Annotated in this window: 1 protein-coding gene; it reads right to left on the bottom strand. The window is 44.1% G+C overall.

Annotated elements, in window-relative coordinates:
• Positions 1–347 (bottom strand): UvrD-helicase domain-containing protein (locus V7D75_RS06820; RefSeq protein ID WP_333613947.1); only part of this gene is annotated, 347 nt, incomplete at its 3' end.
• Between the last annotated feature and the right edge of the window lie 145 nt (positions 348–492).

The raw sequence follows: 492 nt of genomic DNA, 5'->3' as shown, positions 1-492 counted from the left end.
CGTTTACTGTCGTCGCTGTCCATGATGGAGAAGTTGCCTTTCAATGGCGTATGAAGCAGCTCGTAACGCAAAAACTGCAAGCCAAATTGGTGAAATGTCGATACCGTCAGACCGCGAGTTTTTTCACTTGGCAGCAATTTACTGACCCGCGCTTTCATCTCACGCGCCGCTTTATTGGTAAAGGTCACCGCGGTGATACGCTCGGCTGGCATATTGCATTCTTCGATGAGATAGGCAATTTTACGGGTAATCACCGAGGTTTTACCGGAGCCTGCCCCAGCCAATACCAATAAAGGTCCTGAGACATAAAGCATGGCTTCTTGTTGTTTAGGATTAAGTTGACTCATAAAATGACCTGTAAGACAAAAGCAAAAAAGAAGATAAAACGAATAACGGATAGTAGCATCGTTGACGAAAGGCGTTGTTAAGCAAAATATGATAAAAGGCTGCGATGCTTGGGCTACAACGATGATTTTAATCAAACGCTGATTT

Origin of the sequence: Psychrobacter sp., from assembly GCF_036731945.1 — a bacterium.
GTDB lineage: Bacteria > Pseudomonadota > Gammaproteobacteria > Pseudomonadales > Moraxellaceae > Psychrobacter.
The sequence above is the reverse complement of the archived record's forward strand: the minus strand, read 5'-3'. Positions and strand labels throughout refer to the sequence as shown.